The organism is Streptomyces sp. NPDC030165 (assembly GCF_055573595.1).
Window position 1 is genome coordinate 1 of the sequence record NZ_JBVIBD010000013.1, and the last position, 22,510, is coordinate 22,510.

Sequence of the window (22,510 nt, forward strand, 5' to 3'; positions counted from 1 at the left end):
GGGGGGGGGGGGGGGGGTTGGGGGGGGGGTGGGGCGGGCGGGGGGGAGGGGGGGGGGGGGGAGGGGGGGGGGGGGGAGTTGCGCTCACCTCCCCCCCCCCCCCCCCCCGCTGCCGTAGGGGAAGGCGCTCAGTCCTTGGCGCCGAGCAGTACCGCCCACTTCTCCAGGGCGGGCTCCTCCGACAGGTCGGCGACCGCGACCTCGATGCCGTGGTCGCGGTTCCAGCGGCCGGCCAGGGCCATCAGGCGGACCGAGTCGAGGCCGTAGTCCACGAGGTTCTCGTCGTCGGGGATGTCGGCGGGGTCCTCGCCGAGGACGTCCGCGACGTCGTCGCGCAGCTGCTGGAGCGTCAGTGTCATGGTGGTCACTTCCCTTCGAAGACGGTGGCGGTGGTGGTGACCACGGCACACTTGCCGGCCGCCCAGCGCAACGCCATCGCGTGGTCCTCGGCGGAGAAGTCGGCCACCGCGTCGGCGACGAGGAACGCCTGGAGGTCGCGCATCCACGCGTCGCAGGCGGTCATCAGCACGCCGATGTGGGCGTAGACGCCGGTGATGACGAGCTGGTCGCGGCCGAGGTCGCGCAGCCGCTGCTCCAGGTCGGTGCGGACGAAGCCGCTGTACTTCCACTTGGTCAGCACCGTGTCGTCCGGGCCGGGGGCGACCGCGTCGGCGATGGCGGCCGCGTGCTCGTCGGCGGGCAGGCCCGGGCCCCAGAAGTCCTGCTGGAGGCCGCGTTCGGCGGGGGTCTGGCCGCCGGGCTGCGCCGTGTAGAGGACCGGGACGCCGAGCCGGGCCGCCTCCTCCTTCAGCGCGGCCACGTTGCGCAGCAGGTGGGTGGCGGGGGACGCCTGGGTGTCGAAGGCCGACAGGAAGTAGTTCTGCAGGTCGTGGACGAGCAGGACGGCGCGCGACGGGTCGGCCTTCCAGTCCACGCGGTTCGCGGGCAGGTCGCCGGCGGACGGCATGGGGTAGGGGGCGATGGCGGGCAGGGCCATGGTGCGGACGGGTCCCTTCAGGACGGTCGGGCGGGTGCGGAGGTCAGGAGGGTTCGGTGGCGGCGGTGGCGGCGGACCTGAGGTCCTTCTTGGAGATTTTGCCCACGCCGGTCTGCGGGAAGGTGTCCACGAACACGACGCGGTCGGGCACCTTGTAGGCCGCGAGGCCGCGGGCGCGGACGAACTTCTTGACGGCGACGGGGGTCGGCCGTTCGGCGCCGGAGCGCAGGATGACGTAGGCGAGGGTGCGTTCGCCCAGGTACGGGTCGGGTTCGGCGACCACGTTGGCGTCGTGCACGGCGGGGTGGGCGAGCAGGTGGTTCTCCACCTCCTCGGCGGCGATCTTCTCCCCGCCGCGGTTGATCTGGTCCTTGGCGCGGCCCTCGACCACGAGGTGGCCGGTGGGGGTGAGCCGGACGACGTCGCCGGTGCGGTAGAAGCCGTCCGCGGTGAAGGAGCGGGCGTTGTGCTCGGGCGCCTTCCAGTAGCCGCGGATGGTGTACGGGCCGCGGGTGAGCAGGTGGCCGGTCTCGCCCACGGGCAGGTCGTTGTCCGCGTCGTCGACGACGCGGATCTCGTCGTCCGGGGAGATGGGCCGGCCCTGGGTGGTGACGATGATTTCCTCGGGGTCGTCCAGCCGGGTGTAGTTGACCAGGCCCTCGGCCATGCCGAAGACCTGCTGGAGGGTGCAGCCGAGGGCGGGCCGCACGCGCCGGGCGGCTTCCTCGCTGAACTTGGCGCCGCCCACCAGCAGGACGTCCAGGCTGCTCAGGTCGTACGTCGTGGAGGGCGCGGCCTCGGTCCAGACCAGGGCGAGCGGCGGGACCAGGCCGGTGAGGGTGACGCGTTCGCGCTCGATGAGCGGGAACGCCACGTCGGGGTTGGGCTGCGGGCACAGCACGACGCGGGCGCCCGCGAACAGGGCGCCGAGCGAACCGGGCGAGGAGAGCGGGAAGTTGTGGGCGACGGGCAGAACGCACAGGTAGACGCTGTGCTCGTCGACGCCGCACAGCTCGTTGGAGCCCCACAGGGAGTAGATGTAGTCGTCGTGGGTGCGCGGGATGAGCTTGGGGACGCCGGTGCTGCCGCCGGAGAGCTGGAGGAAGGCGAGGTCGCCCGGTGCGGGCTCGTCCCATGCCGCTTCCGAAGGCGGGTCGGCGGGTACGTCCGACAGCGCCTCGAAGGGGCCCGGGTCGCCGCCGGTGACGAAGACGTGGCGTAGGCCCGGGACGTCCTCCCGTACCGTCGCGGCCAGCGCGCGGTAGTCGTAGCCGCCGTGTTCGGCGGCGATGACGTAGGCGGCGGCGCCGGTGAATTCGCAGAAGTAGCGGATCTCGGTCTCGCGGTGCGCGGGCAGCGCGAAGACGGGCAGGGCGCCGAGGCGGAACAGCGCGAAGATCACCTCGAAGAACTCGGCGACGTTCGGCAGCTGGACGACGACGCGGTCGCCCCGGACGATGCCGCGGGCGTGGAATCCGGCGGCGAGCCGGGTGGCGCGGCGGTCCAGCTCCGCGTACGTCCAGCGGCGGCCCTCGCCGGCCGGGTCGACGACGGCGACCCGGTCCGGGTGGGCGGCGGCCCGCTCGCTCAGCATCCGCCCGAAGGTCTCGCCCCGCCACCAGCCCGCGGCGCGGTAGCGCTCGGCGAACTCCGCGGGCCAGGTGGGGGCGTGGGAGTGGGCGTAGGCGTACTGATCGGTCACAGTTCGGCTCCGACGGCGCTGAGGAAGGTACGGAACTTGGCGCCGGTCTCGGCGGTCTCCGCGGCGGGCTCGGAGGCGGCGACGACACCCGCTCCGGCGTACAGGCGCAGGGCGCGTTCCTCGGCCTCGGCGCAGCGGATGGTCACCACCCATTCGCCGTCGCCGGACGCGTCGCCCCAGCCGACCATACCGGTGAAGAAGCCGCGGTCGAACGGTTCGGTGTCGGCTATCACCTGGCGGGCGGTGTCGGTGGGGGTGCCGCACACGGCGGGGGTCGGGTGCAGGGCGCAGGCCAGTTCCAGCGCGGAGGTGTCCGGTGCGGCGAGGGTGCCGGTGACGGTGGTGGACAGGTGCCACATGGTGGCGGTGCGCAGCAGGGTGGGCCGGTCGGGGACGTCGAGGTCGGTGCAGTACGGGGCGAGGGCCCGGTGGACGGCGTCCACGACGACGGCGTGCTCGTGCAGGTCCTTGGCGGACTCCAGCAGCGCGGCGGCCCGGCGGACGTCCTCGGCCAGGTCGTCGCTGCGCGGGGTGGAGCCGGCCAGCGGGTTGGCGACGACCCGGTGGCCGCGGCGGGAGACGAGCAGTTCGGGGCTGGCGCCGAGCAGGGTGCGGCCGGGCGCGGTGGGCAGCGCGAAGGTGTAGCCGGAGGGGTCGCGGCGGGCCAGGCGCTGGAGCATCGCGGGGATGTCGAGTGCTTCGGGGGTGGTCAGTTCGAGGGTGCGGGCCAGGACCACCTTGCTGAACTCGCCGCGCCACATGCGCTCGACCGCGGCGGCCACGCCGGCGCCGTACGCCTCGGGGGCCGGTACGGGTCTGATGTCCCACCGGGCGGCGGCGGGCGGGTCGGCGGGCAGCGCGATGAGCGGGTCGGCGGTGAGCGGCGGCGCGGTCTGCGCGGTGGCGGGCACGGCGAGTGCGGCGGGGGCCGTCTGGTCGAACGGCACGGCGCCGACGACCAGGGGCGCTCCGTGTCCGGCGGCCCTGGCGGCGCCGAGGGTGGCGGCGACGCGCTGCGGCAGGGGGCGTTCGTCGTGCGGGACGTCGCTGTGGGTGCCCTGCGCGAGGATGGTGCGCGTGGGCGTGCCGAGGAAGCGGGCGCCGGGGGTGTAGGCGCCCAGGAGTGACGTCGCTGCTCCTACGGCGGGGTGGGCCGGCTCGGCGAGGGGGACGTGCGTGGCGACTTCGGGTGCCGTCGGCACGGTAGCTCCAATTCTCGGAAGGCTGCGAGGTTCCGGGGGATGGCTGATACGGGTGGTGGTGCGGAGGGGTGAGCGGTGGCGCGGTGGTGCGGGCGTCCCCGGCTCGTGGGCGGCGGGGTGCGGCGCGGGTCAGCGCAGGGTGGCGCCGCCGTCGACGTACAGCTCCTGCATGGTGATGTGCCGGGCGCGGTCGGAGGCGAGGAAGACGACCGCGTCGGCGATGTCGGACGGGTCGGCGATCCGGCCGAGGGGGATGCCGGTGCGGTACGTCTGCGGGTCGCCGGCGATGACACGGCGGGGTGCGTCGTCGTCGGTCCACAGCGCGCGTTGCATGGCGGTGTCGGTGGAGCCGGGCGCGACGATGTTGCAGCGGACGCCGCTGCGGGCGAGTTCGAGCCCCAGGCATTTGGTGTACATGGCGGCCGCGGCCTTGGAGGCGGCGTACGCGGCCATTCCGGTCCGGGGGACGCCGGCGGCGTTGGAGCCGACGGTGACGATGCTTCCGGCGCCGCGTTTGACCATGTACGGGGCGACGGCGCGGGATGTGTGGAAGACGCCGGTGGTGTTCACGGCGAAGGTGTCGGCCCAGTCCGCGTCGGAGAGCTCGGCGGCGGGGCCGGGGCGCAGGATGCCGGCCACGTTCACCAGGACGGCGATCGGGCCGAGTTCGCGCTCGACGCGTTCGACGGTGGCGTCGACCGCGGTGTGGTCGGTGACGTCCATCGCCTCGGTGGTGACCGTTCCCGCCACGCCGTCCCCGGCCGGCGGGGCGGCGGGTGCGGTGCGGTCGGTGGCCACGACGTGGGCGCCCTGTCGCGCCAGGGCGGCGGCGACCGCGGCGCCGATGCCCTGCCCGGCGCCGGTCACCAGCGCGATACGGCCGGTGAATTCGGCGCGGCCCGGTATGTGCTCAGGCATGAGCAACCTCCCCATTTGTTAGGCAAGCCTAACCTAATATAGGACAGGCGCCCAGCCACTCTGCCATTCCGCCCGCACGCTGCAGAAATGGTTAGGCTAGCCTCACCTTATGCAAAAGCAGCGTACGGGTATAGCCGCCCCGTCCCCCGAACACGGCGCCGAAGGCGGCACGTTGCCGGGCACGGTGGCGCAAAAGGATGCCCGACCCCCTGCGGATGACCCGCGCTTTGCCTCCGGGCGGCCCGGCACGGACCCCGGCGGCGAGCGCCCCGCGGGCACCACGCGCCGGACCGTCGCGCTCGCCGTGGCGGGCTTCGTGGCCGCCGTCCTCGTACTGGCCGCCGTCTCCCTGTGCGTGGGCGCCGGCGAGGTCGGCGCGAGCGGCGTACTCAACTACCTGCTCGACCGCGGCGGCGCGCGCAGCGACCCGCGGCTGGCCCTCGTCGTCGGCGACCTGCGGCTGCCCCGTACGCTGACCGCCCTGCTCGTCGGCGGCGCCCTCGGCGTCGCCGGGTGCCTGCTCCAGGCCGTCACCCGCAACCCGCTCGCCGAGACCGGTCTGCTCGGCGTCAACGCGGGGGCCTCGCTCGGTGTCGTCGCGGGCATCGCGCTGCTGGGCCTGGACAGCGGCTACGCCTACCTCGTGTGCGCGTTCGCCGGCGCGGTGGTCGCCAGCGGTCTGGTGCTGCTCATCGCGGGGCGCAGGGGCGGTGGATCGCCGATGCGGCTGGTGCTGGCCGGATCCGCGCTGGGTGCCACCTTCGGCGGGCTGACCAGTGTGATCGTGGTGAACTCGGCGGAGACCTACGACCGGTTCCGGTTCTGGGTGCTCGGCTCGCTGGCCGGGGTCGAGGGCTTCGGCGAACTCGGCCGGCTCGCGCCCGTCCTGGCCGTCGGTTTCCTGGTGGCGCTGCTGGTCGCCCGGCCGCTGTCCGCACTGGCGCTCGGCGACGACCTGGCCCGCAGCCTGGGCCACCGGCCGCCGGTGATCCGTACCGTGGTCGCCGTCGGGGTGACGCTGCTGACCGCGGCGGCGGTGGCGCTGGCCGGGCCCGTCTCGTTCCTCGGGCTGCTGGCGGGCTTCCTGGCCCGGGCGGTCGCCGGGACCCGGCTCGCCGCCCGGCTGCTGCTGGCCGGGCTGATCGGCGCCGCCGTGCTGATTCTGGCGGACGTGGTGGCCCGGGTGGTCTCCCGCCCGTTCGAGGCGCCCGTGTCCGTCATCGTGGCGCTGATCGGCGCGCCCGTCCTCATCGGCATCGTCCGGTCCCGGCAGCTCACCGCGATGGGCATGACCGAGCCGGCCACCGAGGAGCGCACGCCCGGCAAGGCGGCGCGCGGCGTGCTGCACACGCTGCGGGAGCGTCTTCCGCGCCGCACGCCGAAGGCCGGCCGGGTGCGCCCCGCCGACACGTTCGTGCTGCGCCGCGGCCCGCTCTCCTTCCTCGTCGCCCGGCGCGCCACGTTCGCGGCGCTGCTGCTGGCAGTGCTGCTCCTGCTGGCGGTGGTGCTCTCCGCGTACGCCGGGCAGAGCGAGATGGGAGTGGCCCGCACCTTCCAGGCGATCTTCGGCCAGGGCGACCGGTTCGACGTCCTGCTGGTGCAGAAGTTCCGGCTCGGGCGGATCGTGGCCGGGCTGGCGGCGGGCGCCGCGCTGGGGCTGGCCGGCTGTCTCACCCAGACGCTGGCCCGCAACCGCCTCGCCACACCCGAACTCCTCGGCGTCAACGACGGTGCCACCGCCGCCGTGCTGCTGTCCGTCACGCTCAGCGCGACCGGCACCTTCGGCGCCTGGTGGGCGGGTCCGCTGGGCGCGCTGGCCGCGGTGATCGTGGTGACGGCCGTCTCCGGCGGCCTCGGGCAGCGCGGCTACCGCGTGCTCGTCGTCGGGCTGGCGATGTCGGCGCTGGCCTCCGCCGTGACCCAGGTGGCGCTGTCCCGGCGCTCGCTCAACTCGGCGAGTTCGCTGTACGTGTGGACATCGGGCAGCCTCAACGGGCGCAGTTACGCCGTCGCCGTACCCGTCCTCATCGGCCTGGCCGTCCTGGTCCCCCTGAGCCTGGCGGTCGCCCGCCACCTGGGCGTACTGCGCTTCGACGACGCCACGGCCTCCTCGCTGGGTGCCGCTCCGGGCCGTACCCGCGCGGTGTGCCTGCTGCTGGCGGTGGCTCTGGCGGGCCTGGCCGTGGGCATCTGCGGGCCGGTCGGGTTCGTGGCGCTGGCCTCGCCGGTCATCGCGTCGCGGCTGGCGGGGCCGCTGCGGGTGCCACTGGTCGGCACGATGCTGACGGGTGCGCTGCTGGTGGTGGCGGCCGACACGATCGGCAGGATCGTCTTCGCGGGCACGGAGGTGCCGGTGGGGGTCGTGACGACCGTGCTGGGCGGGCCCTTCCTGCTGTGGGTGCTGCTGGGCCGCTCGGCGGCCACCCGTGTGTGACGTACGTGCTGTTCCGACGCTCCTGAGAGGGGTAGGCAAGTGACCGCTGTCCCAAGTCCGCTGCTGCGCGGGCTCGCCGCCGAGGTGCGGGCCGGGCGGCCCGGCGCCGAGGAGGAGTTCTGGCGTCGCGCCGCGGCGGCCGGGACGCCGCTGGTGGAGCCGGATCCGGACGGCGACCCGGGCCACGTGCTGGTCACCTTCGTGTGGCGGGACGACCCGGCGTCCCCGGCGACTGACGTGCTGGCGCTCCTGCACACCGTCACCGACCGGGACCGGCACGCGGGCGACCTGACGCCGCACCTGATGACCCGTGTCGAGGGCACCGCGGTCTGGGCCCTCAGCCACCGGCTGCGGTCCGACCACCGGGCCTCGTACCAGTTCCGCCCCGGCACCGGGCCGCGCGAGGACCTCCTGCGTACGGACCGGCAGGCGTGGCTGAAGGTCCTGGACAGTGCCGTGCCCGACCCGTTGAACACCGCGCCCGTCCTGCCGTCCCGGGACGGGCGCCACCCCGCCTCCGTCCTGGAGCTGCCCGGCGCTCCCGCGCAGCCGTGCACCGGGCGCAGGCCCGGCGCGGCACGCGGCACGTCCGTGCGGACCGAGGTGGACGGCCGGCACGTCACGGTGCACCTGCCGCCCGGTCACCGCGCCGACGGCGGCCCGTACGCCGTCGCGGTCCTGCTGGACGGCGAGATGTGGGGCCCGGTCCTCGGCGCCGGCGACCTGTTCGACAACCTGCACGCCGATGCCTCCGTGCCGCCCACGGTCGCGCTGCTCGTGGACACGATGGGGCGGCGGATGGAGGACCTCAGCTGCAACGGGGAGTTCGTCGACTGGCTGGCGGACTCGCTGCTGCCGTGGGCGGACGCCGCGTACGGAACCGATCCGCGCCCGGAACGCACGGTCGTCGCGGGGCAGAGCGCGGGCGGCCTGACCGCGGCGTACGCCGCTTTCCGCCGTCCGGACCGGTTCGGCCTGGCGCTCTCGCAGTCCGGGTCCTTCTGGTGGCCGGACGACGAGCGCGGCACCGAGTGGCTGACCCGCCGGTACGCCACCGCCGAACGCCGCCCGGTGCGGCTGCGGCTGGAGGTCGGCCTCCAGGAGTGGATGCTGCTCGCGGAGAACCGCCGCCTGCGCAACGTCCTGCGGGCGCGCGGTTACGACGTGACGTACGAGGAGTTCAACGGCGGCCATGACTACGCGTGCTGGCGCGGTGGCCTGGCGACCGGGCTGGGTGCGCTGCTGTCCGGCCACTGAGGCCGGACGTACGCGTCGCGCCCCGGATCCGAGTGCGGGTCCGGGGCGCGATGCGTGCTGTAGCGGGGGGTCAGCTCGCGGCCGGGGCCGCCGCCCCCTCCCCCGCTCCCTCGTCCCTGTCGGAATCGTCGTCGAACGGCGGCGGCTGCGGCGGGTTCTTCGGCAGCCGTACGGCGATCAGCGCGCCCACGGCGACGAGCCCCGCCGTCACCCACACCGCGACCCGGTACGGACTCGGGCCGGTGGCGCCGGTGCCGTGCCCGCCGATCACGCCCGCGCAGACGGCGATACCGAGGGCGCCGCCCAGGGTGCGCACGATCTGGAAGAGGCCCATCGCGCGGCCCATGTCGGGCGGCGCGACGTCTTCGAAGCCGGCGAGCTGGACGGTGAGCACGGCCGTGCCGAGCACCAGTCCGATGGCGAACATCAGGCCGCGTACCAGCCAGGCGTCGTCCGCGGCGCCCGGTACGGCGAGGGCCGCGAAGACCACCGCGGCGAGCAGCAGCGCGGGCACCGCGAGCCGTCGCGGGCCGATGCGCGGCAGCAGCCGGTCGACAACCTGGGAGGCGAGCATCAGGCCGACCGCTTCCGGGAAGACGCTCAGGCCGGCGTCGAGGGCCGAGGCTCCCAGGGCTGCCTGGTAGAGCAATGGGAAGACGAACAGGACGCCCATCAGGCCGGCGGCGGTGAGCACGGCGAGCGCGGAGGCCGTGCCGTACGCCCGTCCGGCCAGCAGCCGCAGTTTCAGCAGCGGCTCCGGCGTACGGAGCTGGTGGACGACGGCGGCGGTCAGCAGGGCCACGCCGAGCACGGCGCTGACGGCGACGACGGGCTCCGCCCAGCCGTGCGAGGGGCCGAACCCGAGCGCGTAGGTGAGCAGTCCGAGGCCCGGGGTGGCGAGCCAGAACCCGGCCCGGTCGAACGGCCCCGGTACGCCCTCGACGTGCTCGCGCAGCCCGAGGACGCCGAGCAGGACGGCGGCGGCGCCGATCGGCACGTTCACGAAGAACAGCCAGTGCCAGGACAGGTGCTGGGTGAGGAAGCCGCCCAGCGGCGGGCCCAGGGCGGGCATCAGGGCCGTCGGCACGATCAGGACCTTGCCCAGCTTGGCCCGTTCGTGCGGCGGGAACGCGCGGAACAGCAGGGTCATGCCGACCGGGGTGAGCAGGCCGCCCGCCAGGCCCTGCACGGCTCGCGCCACGACCAGCGCGGGCAGGCCGGGGGCCAGGCCGCAGGCGGCCGAGGCGGCGGTGAAGACGGCGAGCGCGCCGAGGAAGACGCGCTTGGTGCCGTAGCGGTCGCCGAGCCAGCCGGCGACCGGCAGGGCCAGCGCGAGGGCGACGAGGAAGGCCGTCTCGACGGTGTTGGCCGCCGAGACGGGCTGCCCGAAGTCGCCCGCGATGGTGAACAGGGCCGGGTTGACGATGGTGGAGTCGAGGCCGTTCATGCACATGGCGGCCGTGTAGACGAGGACGACGGCGGTCCTCGGGTTCAGCCGGGACCGGGTGGTCGGTGCGGTGGTCACCGGGTCACCCCTCCAGTTCGGTGAGGCGGTCGGCGACCACGCGCGCGATGTGCGCGATCGGCTCGGGCAGGGTCATGTCCTTGTGGGAGCACTGGATGTTCGTGTTGTCGATACGGCCGGTGACGTAGGGCGTCCAGGTGTCGGGGGTGAGGGTGTCGTCGATGGTGTCCACGACGGCCCGGAAGAAGAGCACGTCGCCCCGGAAGACGCGGTGGTCGTAGGCCCGTACGAGGTCGTTGGTGTTGAGGTAGATCGCGCCGAGCGCCTTGATGGTGCCGGTGGACAGCGTGGACAGCGGACTGCCTTCCCGCTGGAGCACCTCCACCACGTTGGCGGTGGTCAGCGGCTTGCCCTCCAGGCTGTCGGGCCCGTAGCCGCCCATGGTCAGGAGGGATTCGAGCGCTTCGGCCTCGTCCGGTACGGGCAGGCCGCGGAAGCCCTCGGCCGGGTAGGCGTCGAGGATGGCGAGGAGTTCGACCTCGTGCCCCTCGTCCTGGAGGTGGGTGGCCATGGCGTGCGCGATGATGCCGCCGGTGGACCAGCCGAGCAGCCGGTACGGGCCGTCGGGCTGCACCTCGCGGACGCGCGCGGCGTAGTGGGCGGCCAGCTCCTCCAGGGTGGCGGGCAGCGGCTCGCCGGCGGTGGCGGCACCGACGCCCTGGGCCTGGAGTCCGTAGATCGGCACGTCGGCGGGCAGGTGGCGGATGAGTCCGGCGTAGCACCAGCTCAGGCCGCCTGCCGGGTGGACGCAGTGGACGGGGACGCGGCCGCCCTCCGCGCTCCGGGCGGCGGGGCGCAGCGGCAGCAGCACGTCGAGCGGGTCGTCGTGGCGTACGGCGTCCAGGGCGGCGTCGAGCGCCGCGACGGTCGGCGACTGGAAGACCGTACCGATCGACACCTCGGTACCGAGCACGGCCTTGACGCGGCCGGCCAGCCGGACGGCGAGCAGGGAGTGCCCGCCGAGGTCGAAGAAGTTGTCCTCGACGCCGACCCGGTCCAGGCCCAGTACCTCGGCGAAGACCGAGCAGAGCAGTTCCTCGCGCGGGGTGCGGGGCGCGCGGCCGGTGGCGGCCGGGCGGTCCGGTGCGGGCAGCGCCTTGCGGTCCAGCTTGCCGTTGTTCGTCAGCGGCAGCCGGTCGAGCAGGACGACGGCGGACGGGACCATGTGGACGGGCAGTTCAGCGGCGGCGTGGTCGCGCAGGGCGGCGGGGTCGGGTGCCTCGCCCGCGGCGGGGACGGCGTACCCGACGAGCCGCTTGTCGCCGGGGGTGTCCTCCCGGACGACGACGGCCGTGTCCGCGACGGCGGGGTGCGCGGCGAGCACCGCCTCGATCTCGCCCAGCTCGATGCGGAAGCCGCGGAGTTTGACCTGCTGGTCGGCGCGGCCGAAGTACTCCAGGGCGCCGTCGGTACGGCGCCGGGCGAGGTCGCCGGAGCGGTACATGCGGCTGCCGCGCTCGCCGAACAGGTGGGCGTACGGGTCGGCGACGAACCGGGTGGCGGTCAGTTCCGCGCGGCCCAGGTAGCCGCGGGCCAGGCCCTCGCCCGCGACGTACATCTCGCCGGTGACACCGGGCGGTACGGGCTGGAGCCGGTCGTCGAGGACGTAGACGCGCAGGTCGGGGATGTTGACGCCGATGGTGCTGGAGGTGGCGCCGGCGGCGGTGGCGCGGTCGAGCGGGAAGTACGAGACGTGCACGGTGGTCTCGGTGATGCCGTACATGTTGACCAGGACCGGCGCGTCGTCGGCGTGCCGCTCGTACCAGTCGTCCAGCCGCCCGAGCTCCAGCGCCTCGCCGCCGAACACCACGTAGCGCAGGGCCAGTGCCGTCCCGTCGCTCTCCCGGTCGGCGGCGGCGAGCTGGTAGAAGGCGGACGGGGTCTGGTTCAGGACGGTGACCCGCTCGGTGGCCAGCAGCTGCCGGAAGGCGTGCGGGTCGCGGCTGGTGAGGTGCGGTACGACGACGACCTTGCCGCCGTACAGGAGCGCGCCCCACAGCTCCCAGACGGAGAAGTCGAAGGCGTAGGAGTGGAAGAGCGTCCAGACGTCGTCGGGGCCGAAGCCGAACCAGTGGTCGGTGGCGGTGAACAGCCGGGTGACGTTGTGGTGGGTGACGACGACGCCCTTGGGGCGGCCGGTGGAGCCCGAGGTGTAGATGACGTACGCGGCGTCGTCGGGGCGCAGCGGCCGGGTGCGGTCCGCCTGGGTCAGCGGGCCGGCCTCGTATCCGTCCGCCGCGCCGCCGTCCACGGTGATCAGCGGCAGGATGTGGGCCGGGAGCCGGGGCGCGGTCGCGCTGTCGGTGATCAGTGCGGCCGGTGCGGCGTCGTCGAGCATGTAGGCGAGGCGGTCCGCCGGGTAGTCCGGGTCGAGCGGCAGGTAGGCGGCTCCGGCGAGGGAGACCGCGAGCAGGCCGGTGACCAGGTCCACGGAGCGCGGCAGCGCGAGCGCGACGATGGAGCCGGGGCCGATGCCGCGGGCGGCCAGCAGCCGGGCCAGGCGGTGGGCCCGGGCGGAGAGTCCGGCGTAGGTGAGGGACTGCCCGTCGCAGCTGACGGCCGTACGGGCGGGGTGGCTGCGGGCGGCGGCCTCGTAGACCCCGGGGAGCGTGGCCGCGGGGCGCGCGGCGAGGGGTCCGGCGGGCGCGTTCCAGCCGACGAGGGCGCGGTGCCGCTCCTCGTCACCGAGCAGCGGCAGCAGGCCGAGCGGGGTGTCGGGGGCGTCGGCGGCCGCGGTGAGCAGCCGGGCCAGCCGGTCGGCGAGGGCCTGCACGGTCGCGCGGTCGAAGAGGTCGGTTCGGAACTCGAAGAAGCCGCCGATCCCGCCGCCGGGCTGCTCGCACGCATTGAGGGTGAGGTCGAACTTGGCCGTGCCGGACGGTACGGCGGTCATCCGGGCGGTGGCCCGCGGGCCCAGCGCGAACGCGGCGTCCGGCACGGACTGCCAGGCCAGCATCGTCTGGAACAGCGGGTGCCGGGCGAGCGAGCGCCGCGGGTTCAGCTCCTCGACGAGGTGGTCGAAGGGCAGCGTGTCGTGCTCGTACGCGGCCAGGGTGGTGGCCCGTACGCGCTCCAGGAGGGTGCGGAACGCGGGGTCACCGGAGGTGTCGGTGCGCAGCACGACCGTGTTGGTGAAGAAGCCGACGAGGGCGGCGGTGGCGTCGTCGGCGCGGCCGGCGACGGGCGTACCGAGGGGGATGTCGGTGCCGCAGCCGTGCCGGGTCAGGAGGGCGGCGAGGCCGGCCTGCACGGTCATGAAGACGCTGGTGCCGGTGGACCGGGCGAGGCGCTGGAGGGCGGCGTGGGCCGCGCCGTCGAGGACGAACGGGACGGTGTCGCCGGTGTGCGAGGCGACGGCCGGGCGCGGCCGGTCGGTGGGCAGTTCGAGCTGGTCGGGCAGGCCGGCGAGGGCCTGCTTCCAGTGCGCCAGCTGGGCGACGGCGAGCGGGGTGGGCCCGGCGGGCGTGCCGAGGAGCTGCTGCTGCCGGGCGGCGTGGTCGGCGTACTGGAAGGGCAGCGGCGCGAACTCCGGTTTCCGGCCCGCGAGTCGGGCGGTGTAGGCCGTGGCGAGGTCGCGGGCCAGGGGCGTGGTGGAGGCGCCGTCACCGGCTATGTGGTGCAGCAGCAGGAGCAGCGTGTGATCGTCCGGGCCGTCGCTGAACAGGGTGACGCGGAGCGGGAGTTCGGAGGCCAGGTCGAAGCAGTGGCGTACGGCTTCGGCGAGGTCGCAGCCGGGTCCGGCAAGGTGCGTCTCCGGCCGGGCCAACGGGTGATCGGCGGGGAGGATCCGCTGGTAGGGCTGCTCTTCCCCGCCGTTGTCAGTGGTCGGATATACCGTTCTGAGTGTCTCGTGGCGAGCGGTCAGGTCGCACAGGGCGAGCTGGAGCGCGCCACGGTCGAGCGGTCCGTCGATGCGCAGCACGAGCGGGATGTTGTAGGTGGGACTGGGGCCTTCGAGCCGGTGGAGGAACCAGAGCCGCTGCTGGGCGGGCGAGAGGGGGAGGTGTCCGGTGCGGGGTACGGGGGACGCGGGCAGGGTCGCGGACGGCATGCCGTCGCCGTCCGCCGGTGCGGCGGAGTGGACGAGCGCGGCGAGCGCGGCCGGGGTGGGGTTGCGGAAGACGTCCGCGGTGCTCACGGGCGCCTGGAAGATCTCCCGCATACGCGCGGCCAGCCGGGCGGCCAGCAGCGAGTGACCGCCCAGGTCGAAGAACCCGGCGTCCGCCGGGGGGCTCGTGTCCAGGGAGAGGAGGTCGGCCAGGAGACCGCGGATGATGTCGGTGTGCGGGCTGCCGGTGACGGGGGTGTCCGTACCGCCGGTGCCGGTGCCGGCACGGGCGCCCGTACCTGCATCTGTGCCGTCGGCGCTGCCGCCGCCGGTGCCGGGGACGCCCGGCTCGGGGTCCGGCAGGGCGCGGTGGTCCAGCTTGTCGTTGGCGGTGCGCGGCAGTTCGGCGAGCAGCGTCACCGTGGCGGGGACCATGTGCGCGGGCAGCGCGGCGGCCAGGTGCGCCCGCAGCTCGGCGGGAGTGGGAGAGGGGGAGGGGGTGGGTGGGGCGGGGGCCCCGGGAGAAGCGGGAGAGACGACTTCCCGGCCGTCCTCACCGCCCTGCCCGGTCCCCACGCCGGTCCCGGCCGCACCGTCGACTGCCGCACCGTCGGCGGTCGGGCCGTCGACTGCCGCGCTGCCGACTGCCGCCCCGCCGACTGCCGCACCGTCGCCGTCCGTCCGCAGCACCGCGTACGCCTGCAGCCGCTTGCCGTGCGGGGTGTCGCGGGCGATCACCGCGGCCTGGGCGACGGAGGGGTGCTGGGCCAGGGTGGCCTGGATCTCGCCGAGTTCGATGCGGAAGCCGCGGATCTTGACCTGGTCGTCGCTGCGGCCCAGGAACTCGACGGTGCCGTCCGCCCGGCGCCGTACGAGGTCCCCGGTGCGGTACATCCGGCTGCCGGGCGCGCCGTGCAGGGCGCCGTACGGGTCCGCGACGAAGCGTTCGGCGCTCAGGTCGGGCCGTCCGAGGTAGCCGCGGGCCAGGCAGGCGCCCGCGACGTACAGTTCGCCGGTCACGCCGTCCGGCGCGGGCCGCAGGCAGGAGTCGAGGACGTAGGCCCGGGAGCCGCGTACGGACCGGCCCTCGGGGACCGCGGGGCCCCCCGTACCGGGCGCGCCCCCCGTACCCGTCCCGCCACCCGTACCCATCGCGCCGCCGCCCGCCGCGGGCGGCGTCCAGTAGTACGCGTCGACGGTCGTCTCCGTCGGCCCGTAGAGGTTGACCGCGTGCAGCCCCTCGGTGGTGGTCAGGCGTTCCCACAGCGGTACGGGTACGGCCTCGCCGCCGACGACGATCACGGCCGGGCGGTGCCGTCCGCCGTCCAGCAGCCCTTCGGCGAGGAGGGCTTCGGCGTAGGAAGGTGTGACGTCGAGGTAGTCGATGCGGTGTTCGTCCACGTACCGGGCGAGGGCGGCGGGGTCGCGGTACGAGGCGTCGTCCAGGAGGTGCAGTTCGTGCCCGTGGACCATCCACAGCACCGGGTCCCAGGACGCGTCGAAGGCGAACGACGCGCTGTGCGCGACCCGCAGCCGTTCCCGGCCGGTGCGGGCGACGGCGGGGGCGACGTGGTCGCTGCCGTGCCCGGCGTACAGGTTCGCGAGCGAGGCGTGGGTGACGACGACGCCCTTGGGGCGGCCGGTGGAGCCGGAGGTGTGGATGACGTAGGCGGCATGGCCGGGCGCGGGCGGTTCGGCGGGCGCGCTGCCGGGCTGTGCGGCGAGCGCGTCGGCGGTGGCGGTGTCGTCCAGCGCGACGACGGGCAGGCCGTGCGCCGGGAGTGCGGCCAGCGTCGCGGTCGTGCCGATGACGCAGGCGGGGCGGGCGTCTTCGAGGACCGCCAGGGTCCTGGCGGCCGGGTGTCCGAGGTCCAGGGGCTGGCAGACGCCGCCCGCCTTCAGGACGGCGAGCAGCGACACCATCATGTCGGTGCCGCGTGGCAGCGCGAGGGCGACGGGGCGTTCCGGGCCCGCGCCCCGGCCGGCCAGCAGGTGGGCCAGGCGGTTGGCGGCGGCGTCCAGTTCGGCGAAGGTGAGCGCGGTGTCGCCGGTGCGGACGGCCACGGCCTGCGGGGTGCGGGCGGCCTGTCCGGCGAAGTACGCGGGCAGGGTGCGGCCGGCGGGCGGTTCGTTGCGCCCGGTGGTGGCGCGGCGTACCGCGTCGGCGTCCAGCAGGTCGATGGTGCCGACGGGGCGGTGCGGGTCGCTCAGCAGGAGTTCGGCGAGCCCGTCGAGGTAGCGCAGGAACGAGGTCCGGTGCCGGTCGAGTTCTTCCTCGGCGTACCGTCCGGCGTGCGCGTCGAGGCTGATGCGCAGCCCGCCGTCCGCGTCGGGCGAGGCGGTGACGGCGAGGTCCTCGACCGGGCCGGCGGCGAGGTTGTGGACCGTGCCGGGCAGGCCCGCGAAGTCGAGGTCGCCGTCGAACGGCTTGATGTTGACCATGGGCCCGGTCAGCGGCACGGCGGCCGAGGAGAGGGCGAGGTCGCGGCGGATGTGGGCCTGCGGGTAGCGCTGGTGGCGGCGTACCGCGCGCATTTCGAGGACGATGCGGCGCAGTAGTCCGGCGCCGGTGTCCTGGGGGTGTACGGCGATGCGCAGCGGCAGGACGTTGACGGTCATGGCCGGGGTGCGCAGGGCGGCGGGGCCGCGGCGGTTGGTCAGCGGCAGGCCGAGCACCACGTCGTCGGTGCCGGTGAGGCGGTGCAGGTGGCCGGCGGTCGCGGCGATGACCAGTTCCGCCCAGGTCGCCTTGACCGCTTCGGCGGCTCGGGTGAGCCGGTCGAGCGTGGCGGCGGGCAGGTCGGTACGGGTGCGGAGGACGTCGCCGGCGGCGATGGCGTCGGCGAGCGACGCGGCGGAGACCGGTGCTTCGGGGGTGCGCGCTTCGGGCGTCCCGGCCGCTCCGCTCGCCAGGGTCACCGGCTCCGGCCGCCCCGCCATCCGTGCGGCCCAGAACTCCCGGTCGGCCGTGTACTGCTCGCTGTCCAGGTACCGCGTCTCCTCCTCGACGAGGTCACGGAGCGGCGCGAACCGGGCGGCCGTGGGCTCCTGTCCGGTGGCGAGGGCGGTGTAGAGCTCGGCAACCCGTTTGCCGACGAGTTGCAGGGCGTACGCGTCGACCGCGATGTGGTGCACCCGCTGGTACCACCAGTACCGGTCGTCGGCGACGCGGAAGAGTGCCTGGGTGGTGAGCTGTCCGGCCTCTCCGAGGTCGGCGGCCCGGGTGAGGTCGGTGTGCATCCAGTCGCGGGCTGCCGCTTCGGCGGGCCGGCCGGCGCCGCGCAGGTCGATGCGGTGCAGCAGGTGTTCCGCGTCCGGCGGTGTGACGCGCTGCTGCGGGACGCCGTCCGTCTCGCTCACGCACACGCCGAGCGTCTCGGCCTCGGTGACCGTACGCAGCAGGGCGCGCTCGAACAGTGTCTCGTCCAGGGCCCCCTGGATCTCGACCACGTCCGCCGTGTTGAGCGCCGGGCTCTTGGGGTTGATTTGACCCGCGTAATGGATGCCGGCCTGCGCGGTGAGCAGCGGGAATCCGTCGGGTCCGGCGGGCGGTGGTGTTCCCGGCGCGGGAGCGCTGGGGCGCGACAGGGCCGCGGGGACTGCCTGGTCGACCGGACGCTGATGCATGTGTGTGACAACTCCCAGGGAGGAAACCGACCTTCGCGGGCCGGCCGGCAGCCCGCGCACAAAACTTAGGGAAGCCTAAGTTATTTTTACTCTTTCGCGGTGCCGCCGACCGTCATCGGCACCGGTCACCGAGCCCGAAGAGGAGACGATGACGTCCGCCCCCGCACCAGCCCCCGGTCCCGCCGCACTCGCCGCCGTCAAGGACGCCGTGCGACAGCACATCATGGGTCAAGACACCGCCCTGACCGGCCTCAGCCGCCGGATACACGGCCATCCGGAGACGGCCTTTACCGAGACCAAGGCCGCCTCCTGGTGCGCCAATCTGCTGCGTGAGCACGGCTTCGAGGTGACCGCGCCCGCCCACGGCCTGGACACCGCGTTCACCGCCACCGCCGGGACCGGCCCGGTCACGGTGGCCATCGCCTGCGAGTACGACGCCCTGCCGGACCTCGGCCACGCCTGCGGCCACAACCTGATCGCCGCGGCCGGTGTCGGCGCGGCGCTGGGCCTGGCTCCGTACGCGGCGGAACTGGGCCTGACGGTGCGGGTCGTGGGCACGCCGGCCGAGGAGCGCGGCGCGGGCAAGGCGCTGCTGCTGGAGGCCGGCGCGTTCGACGGGGTGGACGCGGCGATGATGGTGCACCCGTGCCCGTTCGAGATGTCCGACTTCCGGTCCTTCGCGCTCGGCACGCTGTCCGTCACGTACACCGGCCGCACCGCCCACCCCAGTCTCAACCCGCACGAGGCCCGCAACGCGGCCGACGCGCTGACCGTGGCCCAGGTCGCCCTGGGTCTGCTGCGTCAGCAACTGCCGCCGCAGTGGCGGGTGCACGGCATCACGACCTCGGCGGGCTCCGCGCCCAACGCGATACCCGACCGCGCGACGGCCGAGTACGAGATCCGCGCGGAGGCCGCCGAGGACCTGCGCGAGCTGCGGGAGCGCGTCGAGGCGTGCTTCCGGGCCGGGGCGCTGGCGACCGGCTGCGAGGTGACGCTGGAGCGCCCGGAGCCGGACTACCTGGACTTCCGCGGCGACCCCGGGCTGATCGCCCTGTGGGAGGCGAACGCGCGGGCCCTGGGCCGGCCGGAGCCGGTCGAACGCGGGCCCTTCGCCTGTACGGACATGGGCAACGTGTCCCATGTGGTGCCCGCCATCCACCCCGTGCTGGACATCAGTGGAGGCGCCTGCGGGCCGCACGAGCCGGAGTTCGCGGAAGCGGCGGTGTCACCGAAGGCCATGCGGGCGCTGCTGGACGGCGCGGTGGGCCTGGCCTGGACGGCGGCGGACTTCGCGTACGCCAGGACGAACACCGGGGACGGCGGCGCGCCCCGGGCGTGACGCACGCGTCGGCGGCGCCCCGGTGTCCCGGAAGCGCCGCCGGCACCGCCGCGGCCGTGCGGGCTGCCGTGCGGCTGCCCGTGCGGCCGCCCCGGTCAGGATCCGGACAGTGCCTTGGTGATGTCGTTCATGACGACGTCGCTGGCCAGCGGGCCGCCGCGGGTGGACCAGACGGAGCCGTCGACCGTCACCACGTGGCCCTTCTTCACCGCGCCCAGCTCCTTGTAGGCGGGCTTGGTCTGGACGTCCTTGAGGGCCTTCTCGCCGTCGGAGGTCAGGGTGGACAGGAACAGCCAGTCGCCGTCGATCTCGCCGATCTTCTCCAGGCTGAGCGACGGGGCGTGCGCGTTGCCGTCCTTGTTCTGGTTGGCGGGCCGCTTGAGGCCCATTTCCAGGGCGACGCCGCTGGCGAACTGCTTCTTCTCCATCCAGCTCGGCCCGTCCGGGTTCCAGCGCACGATGGAGACGGCGGCGCCCTTGTCGGCGCCCAGCTTCTCGCCCGCCTTCTTGGCGGCGGCCTCGTGGCCGGCGATGACCTTGTTGGCGTCGTTCAGCTTGTTGACGGCGTTGCCGATGCCGCGGAAGGAGACCTTCCAGTCGTCGGTGGGCGCCATGGTCACCAGGGTGGCGGGGGTGATCTCGCGCAGCTGCTTGAGGACCTGCTCGTCCTGCATGTCACCGGCGAGGATCAGGTCGGGCTTGGCCGCGACCACCTTGTCCATGACGGGCTTGAGCAGGCCGCCGACGATGTCGATGCCCTTGACCTTGTCCTTGAGGTAGGCCGGCGGCTCGTCCAGGCCCTGCCCGTTGGTGATGCCCACCGGCTTGATGTCCAGGGCGAGGACGGCGTCCAGGTCCTCCTGGGTCAGCGTGACGATGCGCTGGGGGTGCGCGGGCACCTCGACGACCTTGCCGGTGGCGTCCTTGACCGTACGGGTGCCGCCGGACGCCGCCGCGTCCTTGCCGCCCTTGTCCTTGGCGTCCGCGCCGGTGTCCGAGCCGCAGCCGGTCAGCAGCAGCGCCGCGGCGCCGAGGGTGGCGACGGCCGTCGCCATGCGGCGTCGGGCGGTGAGAAGTGAGCGGCGGGACACGGTCATCGGGAACTCCGGGTTCAATGGGTCATGACGTGACGAGGCGTGCGTACGGCTGCCGGAGCGGCCGCACTTCCGCCGATTAGCGTTAAGGTTAGCCTTACCTTATGACAAATAGGCAAGAGGTGTGACCTCTCGCCCCGGGGAAAGGCCGGCACCAGTGGAACTCCGCGTCGAGCAGCTCACCGCCGGATACGCCGGACACCCGGTCGTCGACCGGGTCGATCTGACGGTGGAGTCGGGTCAGGTGGTGGCGGTGGTCGGGCCCAACGGCTGCGGCAAGTCCACCCTGCTGCGCTGCCTGGCCCGCCTGCACGAGCCCGCGTCCGGCCGGGTGTTCGCGGGCGACGCCGACGTGTGGCGGCTCAAGCAGCGGGAGGCGGCACACCGCATCGCCCTGCTCCCCCAGTCCCCGCAGGCACCCGAAGCGGTCACCGTGGCGGGCCTCGTACGCTACGGACGCCACCCGCACCAGGGCCTGTTCCGCCAGTGGTCCCGCGAGGACGAACAGGCCGTGACCCGCGCCCTGGAGGCGACCGGCACCACCGGCCTGGCCGGCCGCCGCCTCGACCAGCTCTCCGGCGGCCAGCGCCAGCGCTGCTGGCTGGCCATGGCCCTCGCCCAGGAGACCCCGGTCGTCCTGCTCGACGAGCCGACCAGCGCCCTCGACATCGGCCACGCCGTGGAGGTGCTGGACCTGGTCCGCGAGGTGGCGGCGGCCGGGCGGACCATCGTCATGGTCGTCCACGACCTCGCCGCCGCGGCCCGGTACGCCGACACGGTCGTCGCCATGCGGGCGGGCCGTGTGGTCGCCTCGGGCCCGCCGCGCGACATCATCGACGCGGCGCTGGTGAAGGAGCTGTACGGCGTGGACGCGGAGATCCTCGCCGCGCCGTCGGACGGCTCTCCGGTGGTCGTCCCGACGGCCCGCGCGGCGGCGGAGTCCGTACGGTCGTGACGGTACGGCGGAGTCCGTACGGTCGTGACGGTACGGCTCCTGACGGTACGGCGGAGTCCGTACGGCCATGACCATACGGGGGGGCAAGGGCTGGAGTACGGCCGGAAGTACGGCGCGCCCGCCCGATGACGGACCCGCCGCACCCCTTGCCCCGGCGCCCCGGCGTCTCAGGCGATGAGCTTCTCCAGGTCGTCCACGACCTGCCCGACGTCCGGCAGGGCGAGGCTGGCGAGCTGCGCCTGCCGGATCCGGGCGGCGGTGCCGCGGTCGTCCAGGATCTCCCGGCACGCGGCGGCCACGGCTTCCGGCGCGGTGTCGGTCAGGTGCAGGCCGAGACCCAGCTCCTGCACCCGCCGGGCGTTGGGCAGCTGGTCGCCGAAGTTCGGCAGCACGGCCATGGGCGTGCCCGTGCGCACCGCTTCCCGGACGCTGTTGTAGCCGCCGTGGGTGACGAACAGGTCGGCGCACTCCAGCAGCAGCGGCTGTGCGAGCCGGTCCGTGAGGTGGACGTGCGGGGCGGGCTCCACACCGGCCGGTTCGATGCCGCCGGTCGCGACCACGGCCGTGCAGTCCAGCCGGGACAGGCCCGCGACGATGATGCCCAGCTGCTCCGCCGGGTCGGTCATCCCCACCGGCAGCGGGGCGCCCTCGGGCAGGATCTCGCGGAACATCGGCAGCGCGGTGCCCACCGCGGCGAACACCAGCGGCCGGTCGGTGGGCAGTCGGGCCACCCAGCCGGGCAGCCCGGCGGTGCGGTCCACGACGGTGGACTGGCGGTAGGCCAGGACCGTCGCCGGGAACTGGGCGAAGGAGAGCTCGGCGGGCAGGTAGTCGAAGCGGCCGTACGGGTAGAGCGAAGCGGGCGACTCCTGTACGGGCAGCTCCAGTTGCTCACGCAGCCGGTTCAGTCCCGGCAGCAGGACCGCCGGGTCGAGCACGTTGACCGTACCGGCGGGGATGGGCAGCTGGGGGATGCCGAGCCGCTCGGCGAGCAGGCAGGCGCCGATGTCCATGCCGTCCCGGATGATGACGTCCGGCCGTATGCGGCGGGCCAGTTCGGCCAGCACGTCGTGGCTCTGGACGGCCATGTCGCCGGTGAGCCGGTCGACCAGCACCCGCAGGTGCAGTTCCTCGACGGAGAGGGCGTCCGTACCGGCCGCTTCCTCCGAACCGGTCGCCTCCTCGACGTCCTCCTGCCAGCCCGATCCGAAGTCGAGCCGCGGCAGGCAGGTCTCCACCGTGACGGCGTCGGCGGCGAAGACGGGTGCCACCTCGGGGGTCGTGGCCACCGTGACGTCGTGGCCGGCCCCGGTCAGCGCGCGGGCCAGGGGCAGCAGAGCTCTGCCGTGCGACGGTGAGCCGGTCGCGGTGCACAGGACGCGCATGGATTCCTCTTCTCTGGGCGGGGGGCG

General features: G+C 74.3%; 13 protein-coding genes. 4 read left to right on the forward strand and 9 right to left on the reverse strand.

What is annotated here, in order from left to right; all coding sequences use genetic code 11:
• Nucleotides 1-128: 128 nt before the first annotated feature.
• The 5 genes from ACZ4Z1_RS23885 to ACZ4Z1_RS23905 form a co-directional block, all read right to left on the reverse strand.
• Nucleotides 129-359, reverse strand: coding sequence for a phosphopantetheine-binding protein (locus tag ACZ4Z1_RS23885; RefSeq protein ID WP_468488641.1), 231 nt, complete (start codon nt 357-359; stop codon nt 129-131).
• A 5-nt stretch (nt 360-364) separates the two neighbouring features.
• Entirely contained in the window at nt 365-997 is a 633-nt protein-coding gene (locus ACZ4Z1_RS23890; protein WP_468488642.1) for an isochorismatase family protein, read from the reverse strand.
• 43 nt (nt 998-1,040) lie between these two features.
• Nucleotides 1,041-2,699: a (2,3-dihydroxybenzoyl)adenylate synthase gene (locus tag ACZ4Z1_RS23895; RefSeq protein WP_468488643.1), complete on the reverse strand. Its 1,659-nt coding sequence runs from the start codon at nt 2,697-2,699 to the stop codon at nt 1,041-1,043.
• Nucleotides 2,696-3,901 (reverse strand): isochorismate synthase DhbC, encoded by a 1,206-nt coding sequence (gene dhbC, locus ACZ4Z1_RS23900; RefSeq protein ID WP_468488644.1) that lies wholly within the window; start codon nt 3,899-3,901, stop codon nt 2,696-2,698. The genes ACZ4Z1_RS23895 and dhbC overlap by 4 nt, the downstream gene beginning before the upstream one ends.
• A gap of 129 nt (nt 3,902-4,030) precedes the next feature.
• Nucleotides 4,031-4,819, reverse strand: coding sequence for a 2,3-dihydro-2,3-dihydroxybenzoate dehydrogenase (locus ACZ4Z1_RS23905; RefSeq protein ID WP_468488645.1), 789 nt, complete (start codon nt 4,817-4,819; stop codon nt 4,031-4,033).
• Nucleotides 4,820-4,928: 109 nt separating this feature from the next.
• Between ACZ4Z1_RS23905 and fhuB the strand changes: the two genes are divergently transcribed.
• Nucleotides 4,929-7,253, forward strand: coding sequence for a Fe(3+)-hydroxamate ABC transporter permease FhuB (fhuB, locus tag ACZ4Z1_RS23910; protein WP_468488646.1), 2,325 nt, complete (start codon nt 4,929-4,931; stop codon nt 7,251-7,253).
• Nucleotides 7,254-7,292: 39 nt separating this feature from the next.
• Nucleotides 7,293-8,510, forward strand: a complete 1,218-nt coding sequence (gene fes, locus ACZ4Z1_RS23915; protein WP_468488647.1) for an enterochelin esterase — start codon at nt 7,293-7,295, stop codon at nt 8,508-8,510.
• A gap of 70 nt (nt 8,511-8,580) precedes the next feature.
• Here fes and ACZ4Z1_RS23920 read toward each other — a convergent pair whose 3' ends face one another.
• Nucleotides 8,581-10,035 carry a DHA2 family efflux MFS transporter permease subunit gene (locus ACZ4Z1_RS23920; RefSeq protein WP_468488648.1) on the reverse strand — a complete coding sequence of 485 codons (1,455 nt, stop codon included), beginning with the start codon at nt 10,033-10,035 and terminating at the stop codon, nt 8,581-8,583.
• Nucleotides 10,036-10,039: 4 nt separating this feature from the next.
• Nucleotides 10,040-17,710, reverse strand: a complete 7,671-nt coding sequence (locus tag ACZ4Z1_RS23925; RefSeq protein ID WP_468488649.1) for an amino acid adenylation domain-containing protein — start codon at nt 17,708-17,710, stop codon at nt 10,040-10,042.
• 148 nt (nt 17,711-17,858) lie between these two features.
• Here ACZ4Z1_RS23925 and ACZ4Z1_RS23930 point away from each other — a divergent pair, with 148 nt between their 5' ends.
• Entirely contained in the window at nt 17,859-19,049 is a 1,191-nt protein-coding gene (locus ACZ4Z1_RS23930; protein ID WP_468488650.1) for a M20 family metallopeptidase, read from the forward strand.
• Nucleotides 19,050-19,144: 95 nt separating this feature from the next.
• Here the strand turns inward: ACZ4Z1_RS23930 and ACZ4Z1_RS23935 are convergent, their stop codons facing one another.
• A complete protein-coding gene (locus ACZ4Z1_RS23935; protein WP_468488651.1) occupies nt 19,145-20,146 on the reverse strand; it encodes an ABC transporter substrate-binding protein in 1,002 nt (333 codons plus the stop codon).
• Between the two features lie 154 nt (nt 20,147-20,300).
• Here ACZ4Z1_RS23935 and ACZ4Z1_RS23940 point away from each other — a divergent pair, with 154 nt between their 5' ends.
• On the forward strand, nt 20,301-21,098 hold the full coding sequence (locus ACZ4Z1_RS23940) for an ABC transporter ATP-binding protein (protein WP_468488652.1): 798 nt from the start codon (nt 20,301-20,303) through the stop codon (nt 21,096-21,098).
• Nucleotides 21,099-21,265: 167 nt separating this feature from the next.
• On the opposite strand, the gene ACZ4Z1_RS23945 is transcribed toward ACZ4Z1_RS23940, so the two are convergent.
• Nucleotides 21,266-22,483 carry a glycosyltransferase gene (locus ACZ4Z1_RS23945; protein ID WP_468488653.1) on the reverse strand — a complete coding sequence of 406 codons (1,218 nt, stop codon included), beginning with the start codon at nt 22,481-22,483 and terminating at the stop codon, nt 21,266-21,268.
• Nucleotides 22,484-22,510 lie beyond the last annotated feature (27 nt).